The sequence below is a fragment of the Nonomuraea sp. NPDC052129 genome (assembly GCF_040680095.1).
Classification (GTDB): Bacteria; Actinomycetota; Actinomycetes; order Streptosporangiales; family Streptosporangiaceae; genus Nonomuraea.
Genome location: NZ_JBFAVX010000017.1, coordinates 46017 through 66109 on the forward strand (window position 1 = coordinate 46017; position 20093 = coordinate 66109).

The window sequence follows — 20093 nt, forward strand, 5'->3', positions numbered from 1 at the left end:
GGGAGCTATCTGCGGAGCCTGGCCTTGGTGGCAGCGGAGACCACCGCGTTCTTCTCGGCGGTGGTCATCAGCCCGGCCCGGACCCAGTCGTCAGCGGTGCGGGCAACCGCAGCCACGAAGCGCCCCTGGTTGTCGAAGGGGGCCATGGCCCAGAGTGCGTCCAGGAACGTCACCGAATCCGCCCGCGCGTAGTTCGGCACGCCGGAGTCCACCTTGCCGAAGACGATCTTCGGCTCGACGCGGTGGAAGTAGGCGTGGTAGCGGTCGGTGTCGCCGCTGTAGAACGGCACCAGTGGCAGGCCGTGCGTAGTGAAGGTCATCGGGGCGGTGGACGTCATGGTCTGCGCGAGGTCGCCGGACAGCGTGAAGTCCTTGAAGAAGGAGAAGTCGCGGAAGGTGGTCTCGTCGCTCTTGGCGACCATCGGCACCGGGCCGTACGCGATGCTCTGGGTGGTCGGGACGTCCAGCGCCTTCTCCACCCGCAGGGAGAACGGCATCGACACCCTGATCTTGTCGCCGCGCCGCCAGTTCCGGTTGAGCGTCACGTATTCGCCGGGCTTGGCGTTGACCTTCTGGTCGGCACCGTTGATCCGGACCGTGAAGCCCTTCTCCACCCAATAGGGCACGCGTAGCTTCATGGCCAGGCGGCCCGTGCCCTCCACCATGAGTGTCGTCACCCCCGCCGGGTCGGTCGGGTAGTTCGTGGCCTGCTTGATCGTGAAGCCCTTCTCCGGCCAGCGCAGCTCCGAGGCCAGGTAGAGGTTCACGTAGAGCGCCGAGTCGTCCGCCGACCGGAAGTAGATCGAGTCCTGGAACTTGGTGTGGCTCTCCAGCCCGGTGCCGCCGCAGCAGGTGCCGAGGTTGCCGTAACTCCGGGAAGCGCCCGGACGCATGGGTATGAAGTAGGTCAGCAGCGGATCCGTGGTGCTGTCGATGTTCCGGCGCGAGGCGAGGATCTGGCCGTAGAGGGCCCGCTCGTAGTACTGCATGTACTTCGGGTTCGCCGTGTGGAAGAACAGGCCCCTGCTCAGCTTCAGCATGTTGTAGACGGGACAGGTCTCGGCGTTGTTGGTGCCCAGGGTGCCGACGATGACGTCGCGCGCGCCGAAGAGCTCGCCGTTGTCGGTCGGTCCGGCCGTGCCGCCGTCGGTGAAGGTGCGATGGGGTACGACCATGTCCCAGAAGTTCACGGCGGCGTCGAAGTAGTGGCGTTCCTGGTCGCGCTCGAAAATGGACAGGTAGCCGATGAACTGGGGGATGTGCTGGTTGGCGTGCTTCCTGTTCAGCGTGTCCTCGTTGTTGACCGTGGCCGTGAGGAGCGCGGTGTTGTCGAAGCACTTGGCCGTCGTCAGGTGCTCCTCCTTGCCGCCGAGGGCGTAGAGGTCGGCCATCACGGTGTTCATGCCGTTGTATTCGCCCGCGATGTAGATGCTCCACATGCGGTTGAGTTGCTCCCGGGGAAGCGGGCCCAGTCGGCTGTGCACCCAGTCGCCCATCTTCATCACGATGGTGCGCGCCTGCTCGTTGCCCGCGTACTGGTAGGCGTCGAGCAGCCCACGCATGATCATGTGGCAGGTGTAGTAGGGCGCCCAGATGGTCGGATAGGTGGCGTACTGCTCCAGCAGGATGAACTGCGTCTCGGGGTAGGCGGCCAGGAAGCCGGGATGGCTCGGCCCGGGACTCCCGGTGGGCTCGGCGACCAGCCGGGCGTCCTTCCCCTTGCCCGAGGAGTCGCCCGCGCTCTCGCCGCTCTCCTCGTCGAAGCGGTACCACGCGACGTCGCCGCCGCCCAGCCCGCCGTCCGCGCTGGTCGTCAAGGCCGCGATCTCCGCCTCGGTCAGCGCGCGGCCGTAGATCTGGAACTCGTCCACCGAGCCCTTCAGGTATGCGTCGCCGTACTGCGACTTTCCGATCCAGTTGTTTCCGGTCGGGCCGAGGCTGGATGGTTTGAGGGTCATGGCGGTGTTGGTGCCGACCGGTGCGCCGTTCACGTAGAGGGTCCCGGTGCCGCCGGACAGGGTTACCGCCAGGTGGGTCCATTGGCCGGTGGGTAACTGGGCGGTTCCGTTGATGCGCTGCTCGCCGCTGCCGCCGCTGGTGGTGATGGCGAATCTCGGCGCGGAGCCCGCGCTCACGGTCAGGAACATCGTGCGGCTCGTGCCGGTGCCGAAATCGAAGATCCGCGACCAGGTGGTGATCGCGGCCGGGTTCAGCCACAAGGCGATGGTGAAGTCGTCGAGGCCGCTCACGATGTCGGCGGGCAGCGACACGTACTGGGGGCCGTCGAGTTTCGCCGCCTTGCCGAACTTCCCCGCCACCCTGGCGACCGGGTCCGGAGCGGGCGCGGGTTGCCCGACCCGGGCGGCCAGCGCGTCCTGGCACTCGCCGAGCGCCTTGACCATGTAGTCGACCTTGTCCTTGTAGAAGGTGTCGCCGGAGCCCGCGTAGGCCAGGGCCAATGCGCTGAGGAAGTGCCCGCTGTAGTGGCCGCGCAGGTTGCCCGTGGCGTCGTCCCAGCCGCCGGGCGGCTGAGCGCCCAATGGGTCCAGCCCCGCGTTGGTCCGGAAGTTGGCCAGCATCCGGTCGGCGGGATAGGCCCTCAGGAAGTTCAGGATCCGGTCACGGTTGACGCTGAACAGGCTCTCACCCAAAGTGACCTGGCTGTTGGCGAACGGCCGCACGATCCAGGCGCCCGGCACCGGCGGGTCGTGTTGCGGCGGCGGGGCCGGCGCCGTACGAGCCGCCTGGGCCGTGCCGACCTGAAGCGAGGCGAGTGCGGAGGGGGTGACGGCGGCCAGCACCGCCAGCCGGAGGGCCTCTCGCCTGGGCATCATGTTCGACATCTCACTGTCCTGTCCATGCTCGGGGGCGGCGAATGGTAGCGCTAACATTTCTGGCCGAGCACCCTGGTGAATGCGTGCTCGGTGGGAGTGTTAGCGATCTCGTCGCACCCGTCAAGGCGCCGAGACGGCACTCTCACTCTGACAGTCGTTTTGACCCTTTGAGTACTGGGATTGACCTTATTGATCTATTCACTTCGACGAACGATCATCGAGGGCAGTAGCGCTTCCGCACCTCAGGAAGGATCTTCATGATTCGCCGCGCATCGCTGGCCGTCCTGGTCGCCCTCGGCGCCCTCACCGTCATCAGCTCGCCCGCGCACGCCCGCGCCTGCATGATCGACTACCACTGCGAGACGTACTACTACAGCGACTCCACCCGCACCACGCTGGTGGGGGTCAAGTACGAGAACTGCGTCGGGGATGAGGAGTGGGTGGGCAGGCGCGGGTCGTACCCGGTGTTCAACGAGACCCCCTGCTGAGGCCTTAAAAAGCCGCAGCCGGCCGCTCTCAGCCCAGGTTGAGGCGGTCGCGCTGGGCCGTGTACAGGTCGGTCACCCGGGGGCGGGTGCCGTGGTCGGCGAGCAGGTTCTCCAGGTCCCCGGTGAAGTCGGGAGCCAGCTCGCTGGCCGTCCCCGTGGTGCCCTGCACCCCGACGGTGAGGCTGCGCGGCGCGACGTCCGCGATCGTGATCGCGTACGGGCTGTCGCCGGTGATCCGGATGTTCCAGTGCGCGATCCGCGCCCCGAACAGCGGGCCCGAGGCCGCCGAGCCGCCGACCCGGCCGTTGTTGACCAGGGTGATGTTCGTCCGCGCGTTCTCGAACGGCAGCGCCCGGTGCGAGTCGAACGTACCCTCCGCCATCGCGCCCCGCCGCCAGACGTTCCCGGATGACAGTCCCTCCAGGTTGAGGCCGTGGTGGACGGCTCCAGCGGGGACGGGCACGGTGAACGCCTCGATCTCGAAGTCGTCCACGAGGTTGTCGTGCGACTGCATCCGGCAGGCGAAGCTGTGGTGCGCGGAACGGCCGCCGACCGTGACGCGGGTCAGAGTGTTGGACTTGGCGGTGGTGAAGCCGAAGCCGAGGTCGCAGTTCTCCACGCGTACGTCCCTGGCCCAGCAGTCGTGGACGGCCTGGAAGCACACGCCGTTCGAGCCGGGGTGCTTGTTGTGGGCGGTCATCGGGACCAGCTCGTTGCGGATCGTCAGGTCCTCGACGCCGCTGTCGTGCACGGTGGGGCCGAGGGCACGCAGCCGGGCGGGCCAGCCGGGGCGCAGGTCGTACCTGATCGGCTGGGCCAGCCTGACGAGGCGGGTGCCCAGAACGGCCTCGATCCGCACCGGCCATTGGAGGAGCGCGTACTGGATGTACTGACCGCCCGATCCGGTGACGAGCTGGGGCGCGCGGCTCGGCCAGTCGTACGACCGAGTGCCCGGAATGTCGCCCGCCAGGTGCTTCAGCAACGTCGCGTCCGGCGGGTTGTCGCATTCGAGCACGACCAGGTCGCCCGCGCGGAGCTTGCTCGTGTCGGACACCATCAAGGTCCGCTGGCCCCGCGAGGCCGCGCCGACCTCGGCGAGCGTGTCGCCGAGCAGCCAGCCCTCGGTGCCCGCGTAGTCCTCGGACTCGGAGCGGGCGCGCCGCTCGGCCGCGATGAACCAGACCTGGCCGCCGGTCCACGACCAGCGGCTGTTGCCGTTGGACTGCCTGGCCGGCCGGTAGCCGTCGTCCAGCGTACGGGTGAAGCGCAGGATGGTGGAGTCGCGCCCGGCGCCGCGCAGAACCACGTTCGACCAGTGCATGAACACCGGCGATGAGAGAAGGTAGGTCCCGCCCGGCACCAGCACCGCGCCGCCGCCCCGTTCACCGGCGGCGCGGACGGCCGCGTTGAAGGCGGCGGCGCAGTCGGTCGTCCCGTCCGCGCGGGCGCCGAAGTCGGTCACCTTCGCCACCACCCGGGGGCGCGGCGGCCGAGCCCCGTGCCGGTAGCCGGCCCGCGCGATGTCGGGCACCAGCGGGTGCCCGCCTTCCGTCGCCGCCCACTCCTCCAGCAGCGCCGCCGACGTGTCGCCCTGGCGGGCTCGGGTCTCCGCCTTGGCGGGGGACAGGGGGAGCGCCGGTACGGCGGCGACGCCGCCGATCAATGCTCGGCGGCTCAGCGTGAAAGGCTCAGGCACACATCGGAGGATTACATCAGCAATAGTCGCGGTCAAGCCGCAGTGGCCAATGGAACGCGGCAATCCATCGGATGACTTGGCGGTCAGGAAGTGGTCATGAGGGTCAGGCTTTCGTCCTCCACGGAAGCCGCGATGTCACGGGTGACGCGGTATCGGTCCAGGTCGGGGCCGTCGCCGTTGGTGATCTCCTGAGCCACGAGGCGGCCGAGCTCGGGCGCCAGGTTGACGCCGCTGTGAGTGACCAGGTGATAGAGACCGGGGGCGTCGGGGTGGGTGCCCGCCAGCGGGAGGCCGTCCGTCGGCACCGGCCGGACGCCGAGACGGACCCCGGCCAGGCGGGCGCCGCGCAGCGCGGGAAGGACGCGCTGGCCGCTGGCGTGCAGCCGTTCCGCCAGGGCGTCGTCGCCCTGGCCGGGCAGGAGCGCGTCGACAGGCCAGGAGATGGAGCAGATCCGGTCTCCGGGGGCGGGGCGCAGGTCCACCTGGGGCGTGGCCAGGATCGCGCCGAGTCGGAGACCGGGGATGGGAGTGCTCTCTCCCACCAGCCCGGGGATCCGGGTCATGGGGAGGTCGGTGCCGGCGAGCGCCGCGACGCGGTCGGCGTCCGGGCCGGTGCAGTTGACCACCCAGTCGGCCTCCCAGCGTCGCGTGCCGGTCTCGACGCCGGTGACGGTGTCGCCGCTGCGGATCAGCGCCTCTGCCCGCAGGCCGTACCTGATGTCGGCACCGAGCGTGGCGGCGCGATCCAGCAGGCGCTGGACGAAGAGCGGGGCGTCATACCAAGCGCTCTGGTCGTGCACGACGAGCTCACTCGCCGTGCACGCCGCGGGATCGACGTCGGGGGCGAGTTCGCGCAGCTCGGACGGGTCGGCGATGCGGCAGGCATGCCCCCAGGACTTGAGGCGGACGGCCCGCTCCCTGAGGCTCCGCCGGCTCTCCTCGCTGTCACCCCACTGGATGGCGGGCATGGGGTGCCGCCACGACGGGCCCCCGAGCTCCTCGGCCAGCGTGGTGTGCAGGACGGAGCTGGCGCGGTTCAGGTCGTAGTAGGTGCGCGGGGTCTTCAGATGGGTGACGTCCATGGAGAAGGTCGCGCTGGAGGTGCCCGCGGCTGGGCCGCCGGCCTCGATGACGACGACCTGGGCCCCTGCGACGGCCAGATGGTAGGCGACGGAGGCACCGAGCACTCCGGCACCGAGAACGATGACGCGGGACACGTGGATATCTTTCCTTCGGAGTCTTCGGGGGCTTCAGGGTCTCTTCGAGGTCTTCGGGGTCAGAGGACCTTGCTGAGGAATGCCCGGGTGCGCTCGTGCCGGGGCTCGCCGAGCACGGCGCCGGGTGGCCCGGATTCGACGACGACCCCGTCGTCCATGAAGACGATGGTGTCGCACACCTCGCGGGCGAATCCCATCTCGTGGGTGACGATGATCATCGTCATGCCGTCCTCTTTCACCAGGTCGCGCATGACGTCCAGGACCTCGCCCACGAGCTCGGGGTCGAGGGCCGAGGTCGGCTCGTCGAACAGCATGAGACCGGGCCGCATCGCCAGGGCGCGGGCGATGGCGACGCGCTGCTGCTGGCCGCCGGACAGCTGGTCGGGGCGGCTGTGCGCTTTGTCGGCCAGTCCCACCCTGGTCAGCAGGGCGTGGGCGCGCTCGCGTACCTCGGCTTTCGGCTCCTTCTTGACCATGATCGGCGCCGTCATGATGTTCTCCAGCGCGGTCATGTGCGGGAAGAGGTTGAAGCGCTGGAAGACCATCCCGATGTCCACCCGCTGGGCGGCGATCGCCTTGTCGGGCAGCTCGTAGACCTTGCCCTCGCGCTCCTCGTAGCCGATCAGGCGCTCGCGGAAGTAGAGGCGGCCGGCGTCGATGCGTTCGAGGTGGTTGACGCAGCGCAGGAAGGTGGACTTGCCGGACCCCGAGGGGCCGATCACGGCCAGCACCTCTCCCTCCGCGACCTCCAGGTCGATGCCTTTGAGCACGTCGACCGTTCCGTAACGCTTGTACACGCCTTCCGCGCGGACCAGGGTCTTCATCGGCTGAACCTGCGTTCGATGTAGTGCTGCCCGGCGTTCAGGACGGTCGTGGCCACGAGGTACCAGAAGCACGCCACCGTGAGCAGGGCCACCTGCTGGAAGTTCCTGGAGTAGATGCCCTGGATCGAGGTCAGGAGCTCTGGTACGGCGATGGCGAAGACGAGTGAGGTGGTCTTGAGCATGGAGACCACCTGGTTGCCCGTCGGCGGGATGATGACCCGCATGGCCTGCGGAAGAATGATCTTGCGCAGGGTCTGGAAGCGGGTCAGCCCCAGGGCGTGGGCCGCCTCCGTCTGACCGGGGTCGACGGAGGTGATGCCGGCTCGGACGATCTCGCCCATGTAGGCCGCCTCGTGCAGGCCGAGGCCCAGCACCGCCGCGGTGAGCTGGGTGATGATCATGTTGGTGTCGAACTCGACGAACGTCGGTCCCCAGGGCACGCCGAGCCCGATCGTCGGCACCACCGCGGACAGGAAGTACCAGAACAACAGCTGCACCAGCAGTGGCACGCCGCGGAAGATCCAGATGTAGAACCCGCTCAGCGCCGACAACAAGGGGTTGGGCGACATGCGCAGCACCGCGAGGACGATGCCGCCCGCGACGCCGACGACCATGGCGAGCACCGTGAGCAGCAGCGTGGTGCCGAGCCCGGTCAGTACCGCGGGGGAGAAGAGGTACTCCCCGACGACCTTCCATTCCATGCGCGGGTTGGCCACCCACCCCTGCAGCAGGAAGATCGCCAGGAAGCCGAGGACGCCCGCGCCCACCCAACGCCCCGGATGACGGAGCGGGACGGCCTGGATCCGCACTTGCGAATCCGGGCCCGCCGTCTGCCGGGTCGTGGTCACGACTCGCCGCCGTTGATCACCGCTTTGTCGAGGGCGCCCGACGCCATCTCCCACTTGGCGAGGATCTTGGCGTAGGAGCCGTTGTCCATCAGCTTCTGCAGCGCCTGCTGTACGGCCTTGGACAGGTTCTGGTCCTCTTTGTTGACGAGGATCCCGTACGGGAGGAAGCGGTAAGGCTGCCCCACCTGCTTCATCCGGCCACTGGACTGGGCGGCCTGGTAGGTGATGGTGGGGGTGCCGCCGATGAAGGCGTTGGCCCGGCCGGTGGAGACGGCCTGCAGACAGCCGGCCGTGTCGGGGAACACCAGCACCTTGACCGCGGGCTTGCCCGCTCCCGTGCACTTCGTGTTCTGCTGTTCGGCGTCGTCGGCCTGGGCGGTGCCCTGCTCGACGGCGGCCGTCTTCCCGCAGAGATCTTCGAGGGACTTGATCGCCTGAGCGTCCTTCTCCTGGACCAGGAGCGAACTGCTGGTCTTGAAGTAGTCGACGAAGGTGACCTTCTCGCGGCGTTCCGGCTTGTCGAGCATCGCCTGGACGGCCAGGTCATAGCGGCGGGCCTGCACGCCGGCGATGAGGCTGTCGAAGCTGGCCTGGTTGAAGGTGACCTCGACGCCGAGCACCTGGCCGATGGCCTTCATCAGCTCGGGTTCGAGGCCGATGACCGTCTTGTTGTCGGTGTCGAGGTAGACCAGGGGCGGGTAGTTGTGGCCCGCCGCGACGTTGAGCGTGCCACTCTTCTTGATCTTGTCGGGCAGAAGCTCGTGGAGCTCCTGATTCTTCTGCTGCGCTGGCGCGGCCGCCTGGGACGTGCCGCTTCCAGAACAAGCTGTCAGGGACAGGAGTCCCACCAGGCCGAATGCGGCGGCTGTTCGGGTGAACCGCATGGAGCAGGACACCCCCTCTCAGGCGTAGTACGACGTTCCGTAAACACCAATATTGGGGGTCCGTTTGGAAACGACAAGGTGAGCGAGCATTCGCATTGGTGCACAGGCTGTTCAGCCGTGCTTATCCTTTTACCCGGCTCCACCAGCCAGCCGACCCAGGCGGTCGGTCGCATCGCCTCTTGTCGGCTCGCGGTCTGGTGATGCTAGTCGCCGGACTGTTAAGTTGGCCCGATGCTTACCCCGGGCCAGTTGCAGGCGATCCGTGAAGTGGTCGCCACCGGTTCGCTCAGGACTGCCGCCAAACGCCTCGGATTCACCCCGTCGGCCATCTCACAGCAGGTCTCCTCGCTGGAGCGGAGCCTGGGGGTCCAGCTGTTCGAGCGCCTGCCGCGCAGCATCCGGCCCACAGCGGCGGGGGCCGAGCTGGCCCGCAAGGCCGCCAGGCTGCTGGCCGATCTTGAAGCTGCGGAGGAGGAGATGCGGTCCTTCGCCGCCGCCCACCGGGGCAGACTGCGGCTCGGCAGCTTCTGGTCCGCCGGGTTCCGGCTGGCGCCCGCCGTACTGGCCGAGTTCCTCCGCGACCACCCCAACGTGGACATCCGCTACGAGGAAGGCGATCCGCACCGGACCATCCCCGCCGTGAACGAGGGGCGGCTCGACCTGGCCGTGGTCTTCGAGTACGGCATGGTGCCGCACAGCTGGCCGAAGGACCTGAACATGACATTGATCATGGAGGAGCCGCTCTACGTGCTCGTGCCGACCGGTCATCGGCTGGCCGCCCGCAAGCGCATCCAGTTCGGCGAGCTGTCAGCCGAACGATGGATCTCCTACACCGAGGGGATGGACGCCTCGCTCAACCTGTCGCACATCTGCGCGGCCAGCGGCTTCGACCCCGACGTGCTGTTCCGGACCAACGACTACAACCTGCCCTTCGAGCTCGTACGCAAAGGGCTGGGGGTGGCGATCGTGCCGGAGTTGGCGATGATCGAGTCGCACGACGTGTGCGTGTTCCGGCTCGGCGACACCTCCCACATTCGCCGGGTCTTCACCGTGTGCCGCGCCACCGACCCGAACCCGCTGCTCAGCCACGCGACGAGCATGCTGATCAGCGCCGCCGAATCCCTGCACCGGCGGACCGATCTGCCCGTCGCCGTATGAGCCCGGCCGCTTGGTCAACCGCCCTCACGTGTCGCTTCAGCCGGCGAACCTCTGCGCGACGTCCCGCGCCCATTGCGCGGCCTCGGCCGCCTGGTCGCCGGTGAAGGGCGCGCCGGGCATCCGGCCCAGGCGCTCCACCTGCTCGGCGTAGCGCAGGTGCTCCTGATGAGCGTGCTCGCGGCAGGTGAGGCAGGTGACGCTCTCCGGACGCGGCGAGGTCATCGCATAGGGCACCTGGAGTCCGCAACCGGTGGTGACGACGCTCGGTGCGTCGGGCACGCGGCCCAGCATCGACACGATCGCATTGCGGTAGGCGGCACCGGCCTGCATCACCTTCTGCTCGACGTGGATGTGCGGATCGGCCTCGCTCATCTGCGTTCGCGCCTCCGTCCGAGTCGTCCGGGAATCAGCCTAACGCGCGGACTCACGTGGGGCGCCTGACCAGTTCGGCAGCGGTTCGCAGCTGCTTCTCCACTGCGGCGGCAGTTGAGTGTTCCCGGCGGCCGCGATGATCCCGCCGACGATGGCGCACGTGGTGTCGACATCCCCGCCGGCCGCCGCCGTGGTCCACATGGCCGTTGCGAAGTCATGGCGTTCGCGAGCCGCCACCCAGAGGGTGAACGGGACCGTGTCGTGCGCGCTGACCTGCCGGCCGTTGCCGAGCATCCGGGCGGCCAGCGTGGGGTCGCTGATGGTGAGGAGCTGCCGAGCCTCGGCGATGCCGTCGTGGACCATGCTCGCGGGCACGTGTCCTCTGACCCGATCGAGGAAATGCCCGGCGGACAAGTCGGGCTCTTTTACGGTGACGGCGGTGGCCACGGCGACGGCTATGGCGCCGGCCACCGCTTCGGGATGGGTGTGGGTCACCTGTGCCGACAGGGCGGCCTGTCGTACGACGTCGGTCAGGTCGTCGGCGAGCCAGGCGCCGAGCGGAGCCACGCGCATCGCGGCACCGTTGCCCCACGAGCCCATGCCGTCGAAAAGCTCCGTCGAAAGCGTCCGCCAGTCGCCGCCCTCACGCACCAACCGGAGCATCCGGTTCGTCGCGGGGCCGTAGCCGCGGTCGAAGTCATGACGGGCGGCGAAACTCGCGGCGAGCTCGTCCTGGTCGATGGTGCCGTGGTCGGCCAGGACGCGATAGATGGAGCAGGCCATCTCGGTGTCATCCGTCCACTGCCAAGGGCCGGGTGGAAGGAGGCGGGAGGAGAGGGCGTGCCGATTGTCTGGAACGAAGAATTGGGAGCCGAAGGCGTCGCCGAGAGCCAAGCCAAGGAGAGAGGCGGTGCTCCGCGCGAAGAGATGAGCTGACATCACTCCCATTGTGAAGCACGCGGCCGGACGGGCCGCGCTCCAAGGGCCGGAGCGCGGCGCCGACCGGGACCAGCGGGCGGTCATCACGCGAGCCCCTGCCCGATGCGGCCCGCCAGGAGCATGCTGGGTGACTGGGCGAGACCGCCGACCAGCGACGCCACGCCGAGGACGAGGATGCCCACAGGAAGAGGTTGCGCCGGCGAAGAGATCGGCGATGCGGCCGAACAGCAGCGTGAAGCCCGCCGCCGGCAGCATGAATCCGGTGACGATCCACTGCAGGTCGCTCAGCTCGAAGCCGAGGTCGGATCCGATGGTGGGTACGGCGATGTTGAGTACCGAGAAGTCGACCGCCAGCATGAACTGGGCGCGCGCGGCTGGAGTTTGCCGACCCGAACGTCACCCCGCTGCACCGCCGACGCTGAAAGGGGGCGCCTCAGGGAAGCCTGGGTGCAGGCGGTGACTGCGTTATCACCGTGACGTTAGGGGTCGTTCTCATCCTCGCGTGATTACTTAGCGTATGCGACAGCAACTCAAAGTAATCACGCGTAGTGAAAGGGTCTCCATGCGCCGCATCCTGACCAAGATCCTCACGGTTGGCACCACCATCGCGACGATCGGTGTCGTCGCCCCTGCACCCGCCCAGGCGGCCGACTCGGCCTACTTCGTGATGACCGACGTCACCCGCGCGGAGTTCGTCGTCAAACTCACCGACCCCGGCAAGATCCAGCACGCCCGCGACCTGCTCAGCGGCGCCACCGCGAGCGAACCACACGTCATCGGACGCATCGACAAGAGACCCGCTCCCTACAACTGGCGCTGGAGTTACCATCTGAGGCCCGAAACGGTCGACTTCTTCGACTTCGCCATCGAGGTCTGCGACGCGACCATCCCGTACGTCGAGGATCACCTGGACGAGGCCGGCGGGCCGTTCCTGCCGGGCCTTGTCTGGTGCCCCTGGAGTTCCCAGCTCGTGCGCGAAATCCCGGCGCCATAGCCCCGGACGGCATCTGTCATCGCGGCCCCCGAGACAACCGCTCCGGGGGCTGCCCCATCCGCTGACACGATCTCCACGGCGAGCAGGCAACGTGAAGTGAAAAGAATGAGCATCCTTCAAAGCCGACGGGCTCGATTGACTACGTGATAATCGAGATGGCCGAGCTCGGTGCTGGTGTGACGACGGTCGATCCGGTGCCGATCGTCAGGCCGGGGACGCCAGCTCACTGTCCTTGACCAGATACATGAACGTCCCATCCGAAGGACCCGCACGACCACGTAGGAACCCTGGGCCTTATGGCTGTCGATCGAGCTGCTCACGGTCTGCTCGCGGCTGACGGACGGGACCTTCAACGAGAATGGCGGCTCTTTGGCGACGGCGCCAAGCGCGAGGGGTTTGGGCGCCTGGCTCTTCGACGGGCTGGGATCGCCCGCCTCTGCGGACGCGGTGGCGGAGGCGACGATCTGGTCGATCTTCGTCGCCGCATCGCCCACGGCGTTCACCGTGATGACCAGCCCCCAGGTGGCGAGTGCCATGGAGATCAGGCCGAGTATGGCTCCCGAGAGTGCCGTCCCGCCGTTGGCGGCGGCGCCACGGCCCGCGCGGGCACGGCCGACGAAGCCGAAGATCACCGCCAGCAGGCCGAGAGTGCCGGCGATGAAGAACAGCACCGGGATCAAGCCGACCAGTGCCCCGATGATGCCGATGACCAGCGCGGCGACGCCTAGCCCATTGCTGCTGCTCGTATGGGTTGGACATGTCGAACCCCTCCGCGACGGACCGGGTTTGGCCGTGCCGCCGCAGAGCGATTCCATCCCCGTATAGACCCCGTGCGATGCGCCTACAAGATCGTAATGGCGCGATCCAACAAGCAAAAGGCTTGCGCCGTATTTTGCTGATGGTCAGCCATTGGAGTCGGCAGGAATGAAGCGTCTGCCGCTGGAGTTCATAGCCGCGACTCGCCGAGGCGCCGAATGGACGACAGGACTTCGCGAATTGCGCCATTTCATTGAACGCCCCCGGATCTCATTCCGGGGACGTTCATGTGGGGGTTACCCCGGCATTCCATCGCGTAATGCACAGTGACGGGGAGTATGGAGCGTTTCGTGCTTACGCCTGCTCGGTTACCTCGATGGCGGCGCCGGGGCAGACGGCGGCGGCCTCTCGGACCGCGCTGCGCTGGTCGGCCGCGGGCTCGGGTTCGAGCAGGATGACGATGCCGTCCTCGTCGCGCTGGTCGAACACCTCCGGCGCGATCAGTACGCACTGCCCGGCGCCGCAGCACTTGACCTCGTCCACGATGACCTTCATCTTGGGTTCCCCTCCTTGTCGATCGAGATCACCAGCGGACCGGCACCGTACGCAGGCCGCCGACCGCCAGCCCTTCCACGCGCTCCAGCTCCTCCACCGGCACCGCCAGCTCCAGCGTGGGCAGCTTGCGCAGCAGCACCTCCAGCACGACCTGCAGCTCAGTACGGGCCAGCGCCTGACCGAGGCAGGAGTGCGCCCCGGAGCCGAAGGCCAGGTGGGGGTTGGGGCTGCGGGTCAGGTCCATCTGGTCGGCGGCCTCGAAGGCGCTCTCGTCCCGGTTGGCGGCGGCCATGCTGCAGATCACGGTGGTGCCCTTGGGCAGTACGGTGCCGCTGACCTCGGTCTCCTCCTTGAGGTAGCGCGGCAGGCCGAAGCCGGAGTTGGCGTCGAGGCGCAGCGTCTCCTCCACCGTGGAGCGGATCAGCGAGGGCTCGGCCAGCAGGCGCTCCCACCGGGTGCGGTCGGCCAGCAGCATGGAGACCATCTTGCCGATCATGTTGGCGGTGGTCTCGTGGCCGGCGACCAGCAGCGCCATGCCGGTGACCAGGATCTGGATCTCGGCCAGCCCGCCGTCTTCGGGGCCGCCGGCCGCGATCAGCTCGCTCAGCAGGTCATCGCCCGGCTCGATGCGCTTGGCGGCGAGATGGTCGGACATGTACTGGAAGAACTCGGCCTGGGCGGCCTCGATCTCCTCCTTGCTGTAGCGGGTGAGGTTGAGCAGCGTGTCGGACCAGTACGAGAACCGGTCCCGGTCCTCGGCGGGCACGCCGAGCATGTCGCAGATGACGTACACCGGCAGCGGAAACCCCAGGCCCGCCCTGAGGTCGCCGGGGGCGCCGTGCTCGACCATGTCGTCGATCAGGCCCTCGGCGATCCGCGCCATCTGGGGCCGCAGGGCGTTCATGCGCTTGGCGGTGAACCACTTGCCGACCAGGCGCCGCCAGTGCAGGTGCTCCTCCCCGCTGTCGGGGATGATCGCCGCCATGTCGCTGTTGAACAGCCCGCCGTCGTCCGTGGCCGACAGCCGGGCCGCGTCGGGGGCGTTCAGCAGCCGGGTGAAGCGCGGGTCGGCCAGCACTTCCTTGACGTCCTCATAGCGGGTCAGCAGCGTCGCCTGGTCGCCGCTGGGCAGCTTCACGTGCGCCACCGGGCACTTGCCGCGTAGCTCGGCCCACTCCGCGGGCGGGTCCAGCGCCGCGTCGTTGGGGATCGGATAGCTCAGAACCTGCTCGTTGACGCTCATCGGGCATCTCCTCGTGAACGAACGGATGGATGGTGGTCTTCTGGTCGCGCGGGTGGTCATGCGGGGTGGGAAATGCGGGTGGTCGTGCGGGTTCTCACGCGGGCGTGAGTGGTGGGGTGGCCTGCCAGGTGCCCAAGAGTTGCTGCCGTAGGAGGCGGGCCTGCTTGGGCATGTTCCAGCCGAGTACGCCGGTGATCTGGCCGCCCTCGCGGTAGACGGCGGCGAAACGGTGCTGTTCCGGGTCGCCCTCGGCGATGGTGACCTCGGCCGCCGGTGAGGGCAGACCGTGGGCCTGGATCTTGATGTCGTACTGGTCGGTCCAGAAGTACGGGATCGGCGTGTACGGGCGGTCGGCGCCGAGGAGGTTGGCCGCCACCACCTGGGCCTGCTCGGTGGCGTTGGTGCGGTTCTCCAGCCGGAGGCGCCTGCCGAGCCCGGCGTGCTCGAAGGAGGCCACGTCGCCGACGGCGTACACGCCCTCGGCGGCGCGGCAGCGCGCGTCGCACTCCACCCCGTCGCCCAAGGTGAGGCCACTGCCGGTCAGCCAGCCGGTCGACGGGCGGGAACCGATGGCGACCACGACCGCGTCGGCGGGCAGCAGCTCGCCGGTGGCCAGCCGCACACCGGTGACCCGGCCACCGGCGCCGGTCGGCTCGTCGACCGCGACACCAAGCTTGCCAGTCAGCTCGTCGACCGCGACGTCGGGCTGGTCGTGGGTGCCGGTCAGTTCGGAGACCGCGACGCCGAGCCGCAGCCGGACCCCGCGCTCGGTGTGGGTACGGGCGAGGAGGCCGCCGACCATGTCGCCGAGCTGTTCGCGCAGCAGCGTTTGACCCATGCCGACCAGGGTGACCTCCAGGCCCATGGCGCGGGTGGTGGCGGAGAGTTCGGCACCCAGTACGCCCTCGCCGACGACCACGAGCCGGGTGCCGGCGGTCAGACGAGCGCGCAGCGTGAGCGCGTCGTCCAGGCCGCGCAGCACGTGCACGCCCGCCAGCCCGTCCTGGCCAGGCAGCCGGTACGGCGTCAGGCCGGTGGCCACGACCACGGCGTCGGCCCGCAGCACGCGGCCGGAGGTAGTGGTGACCGCTCGCTCCGCCGCGTCCAGCGCGACGGCGGGCTCACCCCGGATGAACTCGGCGGCCAGGGCGTCGAGCTGGGCCGCGGTACGGAGCTGGGCGCGGGCCGGTTCCCAGGCGCCGGCCAGGATCTGCTTCGACAGCGGCGGCCGATCGTAGGGGAGGTGGGGCTCGGCGTCCACCAGGGTCAGCCGGCCCTCATGGCCGAGCCGCCGCAGTGCCTCCGCGGTGCTGAGCCCGGCGGCGGACGCGCCGACGATCAGTACGTGTCCGGGCGAGGTCACGAGGCGCTGCCCGGGGCGAGGGCCTGAGCTGCACTTATGCACATAAGTCGAGATCCCTTCGTCGTCCCGGTCACACATTAGCCTACAGGTGCAAGGAAACTTGCACCTGTAGGCGTTCGATAGGATGGCGACTGTGGACACCGCCAGAGAGAGCAAGGCCTCATCAGGTGACCGGCGCGTGCGCCGTACCCGGACAGCGCTGGCACGCGCGCTGATCCAGCTGGTCGAGGAGCAGGACCTGTCCCGGATCAGCGTCTCCGACGTCGCCGAAGGCGCCGGCGTGAGCCGCTCGGCCTTCTACGACCACTACCGGGACGTCCACGAGCTGGCCGAGGACGCCTGCACCGCGATGATCGACGGCTTGATCGAGTCCTTGCCCGCTCCAGAGCTCGATTCGCCGGACCTGGTGCAAGAGGCGATCCGGTCGCTGGCGGCGTTCTTCGCCAGTCTCGCCGAGCACGCGGGGCTGTATCGCGCGCTGCTGGGGCTGGAGGGCAGTGCGCGCGTCGTCGGCCACATTCGCCACCGCATGGCCACGGTCATCCGTGATCATTTGGTCGCGGCCGACGCCGGGCAGTGGCCGGAACTCGTTCCGCATGACGTCACGGCCGCGTTCACCGCCGGGGCGCTCCTCGGTGTGGCCGTCGATTGGCTTGAGGGCGGATGTGCCCGCACCCCTGCCGAGATGGCCGAGGTGATCTGGCCGCTCTTGAACGCGCACTACCGCATCAACGAGGGCGGATGGAGATGAGGCCGACGGATCCGTCGGCCTCTGGACCGCTGAGGGCTTACGAGATGAGGCCGACGGATCCGTCAGCCTCTGGACCGCTCAGGTCTTACACGCGCACTTTTCCCCTGAAGGAGAGCACCATGTCCACCGCTGATGTGTCGAGCAGGTCCCTGGCCGAGCTCGTTTCCCTGACGGGCCGCCGCGCGGTCGTGACCGGAGGCGGTCGCGGACTGGGCAAGGCGATCGCGTCACGCCTGGCCGAAGCGGGCGCCGACCTGCTGATCGGCGACATCGACGAAGAGCTCGCCCTGACCGCCGCCGGGCAGCTCGCGCGGCGCCACGGTGTACGCGTGATCGGGGCCGCCATGGACGTCACCGACGCGGCGTCCGTCGCCGCTACGGCCGACCGCGCGGTCGCCGATCTCGGCGGCCTGGACATCTGGGTGAACAACGCCGGTATCTTCCCGGCAGTCCCCCTGCTGGAGATGACCGAGGAGACATGGGACAAGGTGTTCGCGGTGAACGCGCGCGGCGTCTTCGTCGGCGCGCGTGAGGCGGCCCGGCGGATGGCGGCCGCGGGCACGGGCGGTGTCATCGTGAACATCGTCTCGACCGCCGGTTTCCGCGGCAGCGCGCCTGGCCTGGCCGCCTATGTCGGGTCGAAGCACGCCGTGCGCGGCGTCACGCGCGAGCTGGCCCTCGAACTCGCCCCGCTCGGCATTCGCGTGCTCGGAGTCGCACCGAGCTTCGTCCCCACCGAAGGCAACATGCTGGCCGCCGCGGCCGTGATGACCGACGACATCCCACCGAGTGACCTCCCGCCGACCGAGATCCCACCGACCGACCTCATGTTGAACGGTCCGATCGGGCGGGTCGGCGTACCTGATGACATCGCGCGCGTCGTCCTGTTCTGCGCGTCGGACCTGTCGACCTTCATGACGGGCAGCACACTGCTCGCCGACGGCGGCGACACCGCCTGACCCGCCTCGGTCAGTAGTCCCGTTCGGGCAGTCGCAGGTATGTGTCCGGACCGGTGATCGCGCGGGCGTCGGCCGGGCGCAGGCCCGCGCCGGCGAAGCAGTAGGCCTCGGCATGGCCCACGTACAGGTATTTGAGCAGGACCTCCTCGGCAGAGTGATCCTCGGACACGTCGCCGCCGCCCGGATGGGTGTCCCAGTCCACGACCTCGCCGTCGCGGTAGACGCAGCCCTGGTTGCCGCTCTTGGGGTTGGCATACATGCCATAGGCGACCGTGCCCGCCGACAGCACCTGCATGACGACGGGAGTCGAGGCCATGTAGCCCCATTGCTGGCTGACGAGGCAGCCGCCGGGTACGTCGGTGAAGCCGATGAACTGCATGGCCTCCTCCTCGAACGGGTCTTCCATGGCCTCTTCCAGCTCTTCCTCGTCGACGGGTGTGGCGGCTAAGCGCTGTGCCGCCTCGGCGGCGCTGATGCCGCGTACACACGCCAGGCTGAAACCGTCGTTCACGATGCCGTCCAGCGCGCCGATCAGGCGGTCGGCCTCCGTCACGGCGGCGGACTCGGCCTCGGTCAGCCTGGGATGACCGGGCGGGAACGGGAAGAACAGGCCAGGCGTGGGGCCCGCCAGGCTGAGCCGGCCGGGCGACCAGCCGGCCATCATGGGCCGCCACGGGTCTGCTCCGGCGGCGACCAGGGCGAGGGCGTTCTCGGGCCGGTCGCTGAAGACCGCGTCCCAGAGCGCGGTGCGGCCCTTGCACTCCGTGTCAACGTCATCGACCCGGTCGGCCAGCTCGGCGACCACCTCAGGCGAACCGCGCTCCGCCGCGGCGTGCAGCGGCCGCCCGAAGGGGTAAGCCCCGTCGAGCGGGTCGGCGCCCGCGTCAAGTTTGGCGCGGACCAGAGCGAGGTCCTCCCAGGAATTCCACCCGAAATCTGACCAATCTGCGGTTTCCTTGGCGGTCATGACAGCCCCTTCGAGATCACGTACGTGGACACGAGCGGGGCCATCATGGCGGAGGGCAAGGACAATTTCGGCGCGCGTCAGCCGGCAGTGCCGAACATCTGGGCGGCCATCCGGAGCGAGGCGTCGACGGTGTCGAAACCGCGCGGGAGCATGACGCGTTCGTACGCGGTGACCGCGTCGATGAGTGACTTGTCGCCGCGTGCGGCGGCGAGCAGTTCGCCGGCCAGTGTCGCGGCGTCCCGCAGCGCGGTGTTCGCGCCGACGCCGCCGGTCGGCGGCATGGTGTGGATGGCGTCGCCGAGGAGCGTGACCGGGCCGGACGTCCACGCGTCGACCCGCTCACCGGCCCGGATCGTGATCGAGAAGAACCTGTCCGAGTCGGCGTACGCGAACAGCTCCCGGAGCGCCGGATGCCAGTCGGCGGTCACCTCAAGAGCGAGCTTCCACAGGGCCTCCGGCGAGAGCTCGAACAGCTCCTCGTCCGGTGAGCCGAGCCGCTCGGGAGTGGCGAGCAGGGTGGTCATCAGGTAGTCCGACGCGCCCTCCGGCCGGGAGCGGAACCGCACCGGCGCGAACCCGGCGCCGCACCCGCTCTCGTCGGAGACCCAGGAGAAACCGCGGCTGATGGCCTCCGGGATGAGGGCCTCGGTGGTCTCGTTGATCGTCATCCGGCCGTAGACGCATCGGAGGCCGAGGTCTTTCACGGTGGCGTTCGGAAGCAACTGGCGGCGTACCGGCGAACCGACGCCCTCCGCGCCGACCAGCAGGTCGCCCTCGTCGTCGCCGCCCTCGGCGAACTCCACCCGTATCCGGCCGGAATCGGTGATCCGGTAGCCGGTCAGCGTCCGCCCGAAGCGGACGGTGTCGGCCAGTCCGGTGAGCAGGCCCTCTCGGAAGGTCTCGCGGTCCACGTTGGTGATCAGGTCGTCGGTGATTCCCGGGAAGGTCCGCGTCGTCACCTGCCGCAACTGGTGGGTGTAGCCGGCCACTACGTCGTCGTTGACCCCGCTGGTGCGGCGGACCAGGTCGAGTGTCCGCGCAGGCAGGCAGGTCCGCAGCGCGGCGTTGCCATCCGGGTCGATGTGGATGCGGTAGCCCTGGCTGCGGATCTTCGGTGTGGAGTCCCGCTCGTACACGGCGACGTCCAGGCCGCCGTGACGCAACGCCTGCGCGAGCGCCAGCCCGCCGACGCCGGCGCCCGCGATGAGGATCCGTGGTGAATCTGGCATGTCATTGTCCTTTGTT

20 protein-coding genes are annotated in these 20093 nt (G+C 68.8%); 6 read left to right on the forward strand and 14 right to left on the reverse strand.

Features of this window, described 5'->3' with window-relative positions:
• Positions 1 to 5 precede the first annotated feature (5 nt).
• Positions 6 to 2834, reverse strand: coding sequence for a beta-L-arabinofuranosidase domain-containing protein (locus AB0L53_RS32120; protein WP_364001805.1), 2829 nt, complete (start codon positions 2832 to 2834; stop codon positions 6 to 8).
• Between the two features lie 257 nt (positions 2835 to 3091).
• Here AB0L53_RS32120 and AB0L53_RS32125 point away from each other — a divergent pair, with 257 nt between their 5' ends.
• Positions 3092 to 3322, forward strand: coding sequence for a DUF6289 family protein (locus AB0L53_RS32125; protein WP_358544677.1), 231 nt, complete (start codon positions 3092 to 3094; stop codon positions 3320 to 3322).
• 28 nt (positions 3323 to 3350) lie between these two features.
• Here the strand turns inward: AB0L53_RS32125 and AB0L53_RS32130 are convergent, their stop codons facing one another.
• From AB0L53_RS32130 to AB0L53_RS32150, 5 genes are all read right to left on the reverse strand, one after another.
• Complete coding sequence (locus AB0L53_RS32130) at positions 3351 to 5018, reverse strand: glycosyl hydrolase family 28-related protein (RefSeq protein ID WP_364001808.1); 1668 nt, start codon at positions 5016 to 5018, stop codon at positions 3351 to 3353.
• 83 nt (positions 5019 to 5101) lie between these two features.
• Positions 5102 to 6235, reverse strand: coding sequence for an FAD-binding oxidoreductase (locus AB0L53_RS32135; RefSeq protein WP_364001811.1), 1134 nt, complete (start codon positions 6233 to 6235; stop codon positions 5102 to 5104).
• A gap of 59 nt (positions 6236 to 6294) precedes the next feature.
• Positions 6295 to 7059, reverse strand: a complete 765-nt coding sequence (locus tag AB0L53_RS32140; RefSeq protein ID WP_364001814.1) for an amino acid ABC transporter ATP-binding protein — start codon at positions 7057 to 7059, stop codon at positions 6295 to 6297.
• Positions 7056 to 7907 (reverse strand): amino acid ABC transporter permease, encoded by an 852-nt coding sequence (locus AB0L53_RS32145; protein WP_364001817.1) that lies wholly within the window; start codon positions 7905 to 7907, stop codon positions 7056 to 7058. Before AB0L53_RS32145 ends, AB0L53_RS32140 begins: the two co-directional genes overlap by 4 nt.
• Positions 7904 to 8791 carry an ABC transporter substrate-binding protein gene (locus AB0L53_RS32150; protein WP_357953745.1) on the reverse strand — a complete coding sequence of 296 codons (888 nt, stop codon included), beginning with the start codon at positions 8789 to 8791 and terminating at the stop codon, positions 7904 to 7906. The genes AB0L53_RS32145 and AB0L53_RS32150 overlap by 4 nt, the downstream gene beginning before the upstream one ends.
• Positions 8792 to 9022: 231 nt before the next feature.
• On the opposite strand from AB0L53_RS32150, the gene AB0L53_RS32155 reads away from it, so the two are divergent.
• A complete protein-coding gene (locus AB0L53_RS32155) occupies positions 9023 to 9949 on the forward strand; it encodes a LysR family transcriptional regulator (RefSeq protein ID WP_358427787.1) in 927 nt (308 codons plus the stop codon).
• Positions 9950 to 9985: 36 nt separating this feature from the next.
• Here AB0L53_RS32155 and AB0L53_RS32160 read toward each other — a convergent pair whose 3' ends face one another.
• Both AB0L53_RS32160 and AB0L53_RS32165 read right to left on the reverse strand, forming a co-directional pair.
• Positions 9986 to 10321, reverse strand: a complete 336-nt coding sequence (locus AB0L53_RS32160; RefSeq protein ID WP_364001821.1) for a hypothetical protein — start codon at positions 10319 to 10321, stop codon at positions 9986 to 9988.
• A 39-nt stretch (positions 10322 to 10360) separates the two neighbouring features.
• Positions 10361 to 11260, reverse strand: a complete 900-nt coding sequence (locus AB0L53_RS32165; protein ID WP_364001823.1) for an ADP-ribosylglycohydrolase family protein — start codon at positions 11258 to 11260, stop codon at positions 10361 to 10363.
• Between the two features lie 174 nt (positions 11261 to 11434).
• Between AB0L53_RS32165 and AB0L53_RS32170 the strand changes: the two genes are divergently transcribed.
• The gene (locus AB0L53_RS32170; protein WP_364001825.1) at positions 11435 to 11737 is read left to right on the forward strand and encodes a hypothetical protein; all 303 of its coding nucleotides are present in this window, start codon (positions 11435 to 11437) and stop codon (positions 11735 to 11737) included.
• A gap of 85 nt (positions 11738 to 11822) precedes the next feature.
• A complete protein-coding gene (locus tag AB0L53_RS32175; RefSeq protein WP_357953737.1) occupies positions 11823 to 12254 on the forward strand; it encodes a calmodulin-binding protein in 432 nt (143 codons plus the stop codon).
• Positions 12255 to 12370: 116 nt separating this feature from the next.
• Here the strand turns inward: AB0L53_RS32175 and AB0L53_RS32180 are convergent, their stop codons facing one another.
• The 4 genes from AB0L53_RS32180 to AB0L53_RS32195 form a co-directional block, all read right to left on the reverse strand.
• Positions 12371 to 13069, reverse strand: a complete 699-nt coding sequence (locus AB0L53_RS32180; RefSeq protein ID WP_364001827.1) for a hypothetical protein — start codon at positions 13067 to 13069, stop codon at positions 12371 to 12373.
• A gap of 295 nt (positions 13070 to 13364) precedes the next feature.
• Positions 13365 to 13565 carry a ferredoxin gene (locus AB0L53_RS32185; RefSeq protein WP_364001830.1) on the reverse strand — a complete coding sequence of 67 codons (201 nt, stop codon included), beginning with the start codon at positions 13563 to 13565 and terminating at the stop codon, positions 13365 to 13367.
• 28 nt (positions 13566 to 13593) lie between these two features.
• Positions 13594 to 14808 carry a cytochrome P450 gene (locus AB0L53_RS32190; protein ID WP_364001833.1) on the reverse strand — a complete coding sequence of 405 codons (1215 nt, stop codon included), beginning with the start codon at positions 14806 to 14808 and terminating at the stop codon, positions 13594 to 13596.
• A 94-nt stretch (positions 14809 to 14902) separates the two neighbouring features.
• Positions 14903 to 16171: an FAD-dependent oxidoreductase gene (locus AB0L53_RS32195; RefSeq protein WP_364001836.1), complete on the reverse strand. Its 1269-nt coding sequence runs from the start codon at positions 16169 to 16171 to the stop codon at positions 14903 to 14905.
• A gap of 124 nt (positions 16172 to 16295) precedes the next feature.
• Between AB0L53_RS32195 and AB0L53_RS32200 the strand changes: the two genes are divergently transcribed.
• Together AB0L53_RS32200 and AB0L53_RS32205 are read left to right on the forward strand one after the other, a co-directional pair.
• Complete coding sequence (locus AB0L53_RS32200; protein WP_364001839.1) at positions 16296 to 16922, forward strand: TetR/AcrR family transcriptional regulator; 627 nt, start codon at positions 16296 to 16298, stop codon at positions 16920 to 16922.
• A gap of 119 nt (positions 16923 to 17041) precedes the next feature.
• On the forward strand, positions 17042 to 17881 hold the full coding sequence (locus AB0L53_RS32205) for an SDR family oxidoreductase (RefSeq protein ID WP_364001842.1): 840 nt from the start codon (positions 17042 to 17044) through the stop codon (positions 17879 to 17881).
• 10 nt (positions 17882 to 17891) lie between these two features.
• Here AB0L53_RS32205 and AB0L53_RS32210 read toward each other — a convergent pair whose 3' ends face one another.
• On the reverse strand, positions 17892 to 18848 hold the full coding sequence (locus AB0L53_RS32210; protein WP_364001846.1) for a DUF6461 domain-containing protein: 957 nt from the start codon (positions 18846 to 18848) through the stop codon (positions 17892 to 17894).
• A 77-nt stretch (positions 18849 to 18925) separates the two neighbouring features.
• On the reverse strand, positions 18926 to 20077 hold the full coding sequence (locus AB0L53_RS32215; RefSeq protein WP_364001849.1) for an NAD(P)/FAD-dependent oxidoreductase: 1152 nt from the start codon (positions 20075 to 20077) through the stop codon (positions 18926 to 18928).
• Between the last annotated feature and the right edge of the window lie 16 nt (positions 20078 to 20093).